Source organism: Mesorhizobium sp. M7A.F.Ca.CA.002.04.1.1, from assembly GCF_004022805.1.
GTDB lineage: Bacteria > Pseudomonadota > Alphaproteobacteria > Rhizobiales > Rhizobiaceae > Mesorhizobium > Mesorhizobium ciceri.
This window is the reverse complement of sequence record NZ_RZPL01000271.1, coordinates 1-6803: the sequence shown is the minus strand read 5'-3', so window position 1 is coordinate 6803 and position 6803 is coordinate 1. Positions and strand designations below refer to the sequence as shown.

The window sequence follows — 6803 nt, the reverse complement described above, 5'->3', positions numbered from 1 at the left end:
GGACAAGGCACCCGACAAGCAAACGGCGGCATTCGCGCAGCCGGCAGCCGATACCGATGCCGCCACCGAACTTGCCAAGGTAGCCGCGCCCGGCGCAACCGCGGGCAACCATCCCGACGGCGCACAAACCGCCGCCATTCCCGAGGTGCAACCGCAAGTGCCGGCTCAAGAGCCCGCGGCAGAAGGTGATGACAGCCAGGCCAAGGCGAAGCCAAGGAAAGCCGCAGCCGCCGGAACAGGACGCATCCTGAGGGCCGTGACCATGCGAAGCGGCCCGAAGAAAAATGCCGCCGCCATCGGTACGGTGCCAGCCAAAACCTCGGTGCAGGTGATGAGCTGCAAGAAATGGTGCCAGATCACCTACAACGGCAAGACCGGCTGGATCTACAAGAGCTACATCAAGACCGGCGCCTGACGTCTACCGCCTTGGGTGAGGCACGCCCCTTATCTTGGCGCCTATCGTTCCCAAAACCGCTGCAGTGCGGAGCAGGCTTGCTTGATCGCCCGAACGGCTTTCGAAGACATAGCCGGCGGAACCGACGATGGCCGAGCCTCGCCGGCTGACGGAAACCTCGATCGTGAAGGCCTGCTCGGGTATCTTTGCACCTGCCGATGTTCCGGCCTTGACGAAGTTGGCCAGCGTGGGGCCGGCTCGACTTACGACCAGATCGCCGCGCCGCGAATTGACCGTGAATGTGCTGTAGAGATCAGGCAAAGAAATCGAGCGCAGCCTGGAAAAGTCCTGCAGCTCAGCCACGGATTCGAACGGTGCATGCTTGAAACCACCCACGACTTCGACCTTTTGCGTGGCCACCGCGGCAAAGATGCTGGCGCCGCTGCGGGAATATTCGACCGCGATCGCAAGCCAGTTGGACATCTCCGGATCGACGCCGAGCGAAGCGAAACCCTGGGCAAGCAGATTGTGATCGGCGGCGTTGAGATCGATCAGGCCCGAATGCCCCTGCAACCGCATCACGACCGTCAGATCGCCGACCACGCAGGAGACTGGCTCGAAATTGAGCGGCAACCCGATGTCCGGCCCGGCGCTCGACAGGCGCGCGGCCAGCACGTTGGTCAGGCCTTCGGCGAGCAGGCCGAACCGCTGGCTTTCGGTCTCATTCGAAGCGATCTTGAGCCGCGTCCAGGCGGTCAGGGCGAAGGTCGAGGTGATGGCGGAGACGATGAGGAGGAAGACAAGGACAGCGACGAGGGCGAAGCCGGAGGATTGGCACTCGCAAGAGGCCGATGAATCACGGGGATTTTCTTCGACCACAGTCCACCATCGAGAATAAAAGTGTGCTGTCACCCTACAATCGTTGTTTATCTTTCTTTAAATCATTCATCCCAAATCAATCTTAAATTTTTGTTTATTGGTATATATTGGTCAAATGTTAATCCATCAAAATCAAAAGTAATCGATTCATCTTTTGCTATTCCCCTTAATTTTGACCCAAAATAGGATAACGAGCTCATTATAACCTTAAACTCACTCAATCCAGTCAACTTTATTCTTGATGTTACTTTCCCGTTTCTTATGAAGATTGCCTCTGTTTCATATAAATATTCTTCGCTTTTATTTTTATTGATTTTTGTTATTCCAAACTCAAATAAATCATCTGAGTTCAAAACTTCCAGCCTCTCCCGAAATAGAAATTTCATAGCTACATTTTCCATATTGGAAACGGCGGCAAGGGTTTCCCTGCCCTACAAGCGGCATATCTTTCACTGGCTATTGCCATACAAGCTGCATACCAATTTCTACCAGCTTTGGTTGTGCGCCCGCCACCACGCCCCGAGGATAGCAATTGGCACTGCGCCTCATCAGCGGCAAGCTGTTCCTCACAAGGGTCGTCATCCGGCGGCCCAGCTGGCGGCGGAGGCGGAGGCGTCGTACGCCGTTCCGACGGCATCGGGCAAGATTGTGGCCCTGGCTGCGGGGGGGGGACGTAAAACGCAGTCCAAGGGATTGCCACCCCAACACCACCATCGATTCCCTCCTGGACCTGGAACCCAATACAACCCGCTCGGATCCACCTTCATCAGCGGGCTGTTGCCGACATACGCCCACCTTGACGGCCCATTCGGCATACCGAGCGGATCGGGCTGCAGATAGCGCCCGATGGAAGCATCATAATGGCGGTGCCAATTGTAGGCGAGCCCCGTCTCGATCTGGAACTATTGGCCGGGGAAGCGCTGGTTGAGCGTCGCCGTGCCACTGATGCTACGCACCTCACCGTAAGGTAGATAGCTCGCCTGCCAGACGACATTGCGGCCCTGGTCGGTCATCATGACCGGCCGTTCGAGATGGTCAGTCAGCACGTAATAGAGCACCGGCGTGATGCCGGCGTCGGCGACCATCGCCAGCGGGCGGCCTTCGACCCAGATGTATTCGGTGACCAGCGCGCCGGACGCGTCATATTCGGCGATTACATTGCCGTCGAGGTCGTGCACCATGTGCAGCGTGGCCGACGAGGCGGCGATGGTGCGCGAGACCAGCCGCGACAGGTAGTCGTAGATGTAGGCGCCTGCCGTCGTGCCGTTCGTGGTGGCGCCCGAGAGCTGGCCGGCGGCATTGTAGCTGTAGGTCTTGGTGAGCTCCGGCGAGACGGTCGCGTCCTGCGTGACGTTGCCGGCAAGGTCCGACTGGAAGCCGCGGCTCGGTGCGCCGCCGGTGAGGATGCCGGTCAGCCGGTTGGAGCCGCCCTGAAGGCTGTAGGTATCGATAGAGGTGACGCCACCAATGGTTACGGTGCGCTGGGTGATGTTGCCGACACCGTCGATCGTATAGGTGAGGCTGCCCCACGGCCCATCGGCATTCTCGATGAAGCCGTTGGCCGTATAGGTGTAGGTCTCATTGTTGGCGGGGTTGATCCTCGATTGCCGTGAGATTGCGCTTGTCCTGGTATTGCAGCGGATGAGATCCTGGCCTGCTACCCAGGCGTTCAGATGCAGCGTCCGCCGTCGACCTCCAGCGCCACGCCGGTGATGAAGGCGGCTTCGTCCGAGGCCAGCCAGAGTGCGGCGTTGGCGATGTCGAGCGGCGTCGAGAGCCGGCCGAGCGGGATCGATGCGCGGAACTTCTCGCGGATTTCGGGTGTGTCGGCGCCCATGAATTTCTCCAGCATGCCGGTCTCGCCGGCAACCGGGCAGAGGCAGTTGACGCGGATGTTCTTCGGCGCCAGTTCCACCGCCATCGATTTGGTGGCGGTGATCGCCCAGCCTTTCGACGCATTGTACCAGGTGAGGCCGGGGCGCGGCCGCAGACCCGCGGTGGAGGCCGTGGTCAGGATGACGCCGCCGCCCTGCCGCTCCATGATCGGCACCACGGCGAGTGCCGCGTGATAGATCGCCTTCATGTTGACGGCGGTTATCAGGTCGAAGGTCTCCTCGTCGACATTGAGCATGTCGCCGTTGCGATGGGTGTAGCCGGCATTGTTGACCATGATGTCGATGCGGCCGAATGCGCTTTTGGCGGCATAGATCATCTCGTCGAATTCGGAGCGCAGCGAGACATCGGTCTGGGTCCAGATCGCCGCTTCGCCGATCTCGCCGGCGACGCGCTCCGCGCCCCTGGCGTTGAGATCGGCGACAACGACCCTGGCACCCTCCTGCGCAAAGCGCCTGGCGATGCCCTCGCCAAAACCGGACGCAGCACCGGTGATGACGGCAACCTTGTTTTCCAGACGCATGTTTTTCCCGCTCATGATTGATGACGATCAACCGGCGCGCCGATAGCGCACATCCGCGCGAACCCGTGGCTTCTGGCCGGATTGCTCGAAAGATGTGCGGCCATCGCCGATTTCTCCTTTGGCTTTCGCGTCGATCCCGCTCTATGCTGCAACTGCGAAGGCTTCCGGTGCCGCGCCTGTCGACAAGCCTCCGGGTCATCGGACTGTCAAGGGGCAGGCGCATACACCCAGATGTGACACCATGGCACTGGAAAATTTAAATCGATTAGATTATATCAGCCGCGTCACAGCGACCGGCGTCAGAGCGGACAGACCATGACCAGCCAGATCATCCCCGTCGATCCTTTCGACTTCATCATTTTCGGCGGCACCGGCGATCTGTCGGAGCGCAAGCTTCTGCCGTCGCTCTATTATCGCCAGCGCGACCATCAGTTTTCGGAGCCGACACGCATCATCGGCACCTCGCGCTCGAAGATGAGCGACGAAGAATTCCAGGCCTTCGCCAAGCAGGCGATCTCGGACCACGTCAAACCGGCCGACATCGACGCCAAGGAACTGAAGACCTTTCTGGCGCGGCTGTCCTACGTCTCCGCCGATGCGACGAGCGGCGCCGGCTTCGACAAGCTCAAGAAGGCGATCGGCGACAGCGACCGCATCCGCGCCTTCTACCTGGCGGTGGCGCCGGCGCTGTTCGGCGACATCTCGCACAAGCTGAAAGAGCACAATCTGATCACGCCGAACTCGCGCATCGTGCTGGAAAAGCCGATCGGCCGCGATCTCGATTCGGCACGCAAGCTCAACGACCTGGTCGGCGACGACTTCCACGAAAGCCAGATCTTCCGCATCGACCATTATCTCGGCAAGGAGACGGTGCAGAACCTGATGGCGCTGCGCTTTGCCAACGCGCTCTACGAACCGTTGTGGAATTCAGCCCATATCGACCATGTCCAGATCACCGTGGCCGAGACCGTCGGCCTGGAGGACCGCGTCACCTATTACGACAAGGCCGGCGCGCTGCGCGACATGGTGCAGAACCATATGCTGCAGCTCTTGTGCCTCGTCGCCATGGAAGCGCCGTCGTCGATGGATGCCGACGCCGTGCGCGACGAAAAGCTGAAGGTGCTGCGGGCACTGAAGCGCATCAACGGCAACGAAGCGCCGAAGCACACCGTGCGCGGGCAGTATCGCGCCGGGGCTTCGGCCGGCGGACCGGTGAAAGGCTATGTCGAGGAACTCGGCAAGGACAGCAACACCGAGACCTTCGTCGCCATCAAGGCCGAGATCGGCAATTGGCGCTGGTCGGGCGTTCCGTTCTATCTGCGTACCGGCAAACGGCTGGCGACGCGGGTTTCGGAAATCGTCATCGAATTCAAGCCGATCCCGCATTCGATCTTCGGCGACAGCGCCGGACCGATCTTCGCCAACCAGCTTGTCATCCGGCTGCAGCCGGACGAAGGCGTCAAGCAGTTCATCATGATCAAGGATCCGGGCCCGGGCGGCATGCGGCTGCGCCAGATTTCGCTCGACATGAGTTTCGCGCAGTCCTTCGACGGCCGCGCACCGGACGCCTATGAGCGGCTGATCATGGACGTCATCCGTGGCAACCAGACCCTGTTCATGCGCCGTGACGAAGTCGAGGCGGCGTGGAAATGGATCGACCCGATCCAGAATGCCTGGGAAAGTGCCAGGCAGGAGGCGCAGGGCTACACGGCGGGCACCTGGGGTCCATCGGCCTCGATAGCGCTGATCGAACGTGACGGGCGGACATGGCACGAGAGCAATTGAACAGCGCCGCCTACAGCTGGAACGGCTTCAGCGGGCGCCAGGAACTGGCGGCAGCCCTTGCCGGCCATGTTGCAGGCAGACTGACCAAGGCGATCGCCGAGCGCGGCACGGGGTTGCTCGCCGTCTCCGGCGGCACCACGCCGGCAAAATTCTTCGCCGCCCTTTCAGCGATACCCATCGCCTGGGACAAGGTGATCGTGACGCTGGTCGACGAGCGTTTCGTGCCGGCCTCCTCGCCACGCTCCAATGCCGGGCTGGTGGCCGCCAATCTGTTGCAGAACGCGGCCAAGGCGGCTCGTTTCGTGCCGCTCTATCACGAAGCCACCAGCATCGAGGATGCGGCCTCGTCCGACGATGCAGCGCTCCGATCCTTGCCCTGGCCGCTCGATGTCGTCGTGCTCGGCATGGGGCCGGACGGCCACACCGCCTCGTTCTTTCCCGATGCCGCCGACCTGGCAACGCTGCTCGACCCGTCTTCCGACAGGATCGTGCTGCCGGTTCATGCGGCAAGTGCGGGCGAGCCGCGGCTGACCCTGTCGCTGGCCCGCATCGTCGAAGCCGGCTTCATCGCGCTGCACATCGAGGGTGAGGACAAGCGTATCGCCTTCGACGGCGCGGTGGCGCCCGGGCCGCGAAAGCCAATCCGCGCCGTGCTCGACGCAGCGCAAAAGCCCGTAGAGGTTTTCTGGGCACCCTGATTCTCGATTTACACCGGTCCCGGCAAACGGCGGGAGGATGTTTCCGGGACCTCGCCTGAAAGGACCGACACCATGACCGCCAGACGCGACATCGAAGCCATTACCGAACGCATCCGCCAGCGCTCTAAGCCCGGCCGCGAGCGTTATCTCGGCCGCATCGCCGAGGCGTCGAACCGCACCGCCAACCGGGCCGTTTTGTCGTGCGGCAACCTCGCTCACGGCTTTGCGGTGTGCAGCCCCTCGGAAAAGCTCGCGCTGGGCGCCGACAAGGTGCCGAACCTCGGCATCATCACCTCCTATAACGACATGCTGTCGGCGCATCAGCCGTTCGAGAGCTTCCCCGCGCTGATCAAGGATGCAGCCCGCAAAGCCGGCGGCATCGCCCAGGTGGCAGGCGGCGTGCCGGCGATGTGCGACGGCGTCACCCAGGGCCAGCCCGGCATGGAGCTGTCGCTGTTTTCGCGCGATGTCATCGCCATGGCCGCCGCGATCGGCCTGTCGCACAACATGTTCGACGCCGCCGTCTATCTCGGCGTCTGTGACAAGATCGTGCCGGGGCTGGTGATCGCCGCCCTCACCTTCGGCCATCTGCCGGCGGTGTTCATTCCGGCCGGACCGATGACATCAGGCC

8 protein-coding genes are annotated in these 6803 nt (G+C 61.7%); 4 read left to right on the top strand and 4 right to left on the bottom strand.

What is annotated here, in order from left to right; genetic code table 11:
- A partial coding sequence (locus tag ENZ75_RS15885; RefSeq protein ID WP_164887840.1) for an SH3 domain-containing protein occupies positions 1–415 on the top strand: 415 nt, incomplete at its 5' end.
- Between the two features lie 3 nt (positions 416–418).
- Here ENZ75_RS15885 and ENZ75_RS15880 read toward each other — a convergent pair.
- From ENZ75_RS15880 to ENZ75_RS34320, 4 genes are all read right to left on the bottom strand, one after another.
- Positions 419–1306, bottom strand: coding sequence for a general secretion pathway protein GspK (locus ENZ75_RS15880; RefSeq protein ID WP_127307834.1), 888 nt, complete (start codon positions 1304–1306; stop codon positions 419–421).
- 29 nt (positions 1307–1335) lie between these two features.
- Entirely contained in the window at positions 1336–1659 is a 324-nt protein-coding gene (locus ENZ75_RS15875) for a hypothetical protein (RefSeq protein WP_127224236.1), read from the bottom strand.
- Positions 1660–2175: 516 nt separating this feature from the next.
- Positions 2176–2451 carry an RHS domain-containing protein gene (locus ENZ75_RS34325; RefSeq protein ID WP_206617043.1) on the bottom strand — a complete coding sequence of 92 codons (276 nt, stop codon included), beginning with the start codon at positions 2449–2451 and terminating at the stop codon, positions 2176–2178.
- A gap of 491 nt (positions 2452–2942) precedes the next feature.
- Complete coding sequence (locus ENZ75_RS34320; RefSeq protein WP_027162287.1) at positions 2943–3689, bottom strand: SDR family oxidoreductase; 747 nt, start codon at positions 3687–3689, stop codon at positions 2943–2945.
- 315 nt (positions 3690–4004) lie between these two features.
- Between ENZ75_RS34320 and zwf the strand changes: the two genes are divergently transcribed.
- From zwf to ENZ75_RS15845, 3 genes are all read left to right on the top strand, one after another.
- Positions 4005–5474, top strand: coding sequence for a glucose-6-phosphate dehydrogenase (gene zwf, locus ENZ75_RS15855; protein ID WP_013530236.1), 1470 nt, complete (start codon positions 4005–4007; stop codon positions 5472–5474).
- Complete coding sequence (pgl, locus tag ENZ75_RS15850) at positions 5456–6172, top strand: 6-phosphogluconolactonase (RefSeq protein ID WP_063170066.1); 717 nt, start codon at positions 5456–5458, stop codon at positions 6170–6172. Before zwf ends, pgl begins: the two co-directional genes overlap by 19 nt.
- Positions 6173–6244: 72 nt before the next feature.
- Positions 6245–6803, top strand: a 559-nt coding sequence (locus tag ENZ75_RS15845; RefSeq protein ID WP_206617042.1) for a dihydroxy-acid dehydratase, incomplete at its 3' end; no start/stop codon positions are given.

Excerpts from the sequence above, each read along its gene's own strand:
- ENZ75_RS15875 (WP_127224236.1), bottom strand. The coding sequence starts at position 1,659 with ATGAAATTTCTATTTCGGGAGAGGCTGGAAGTTTTGAACTCAGATGAT.
- ENZ75_RS34320 (WP_027162287.1), bottom strand. The coding sequence starts at position 3,689 with ATGCGTCTGGAAAACAAGGTTGCCGTCATCACCGGTGCTGCGTCCGGT.
- zwf (WP_013530236.1), top strand. The coding sequence starts at position 4,005 with ATGACCAGCCAGATCATCCCCGTCGATCCTTTCGACTTCATCATTTTC.
- pgl (WP_063170066.1), top strand. The coding sequence starts at position 5,456 with ATGGCACGAGAGCAATTGAACAGCGCCGCCTACAGCTGGAACGGCTTC.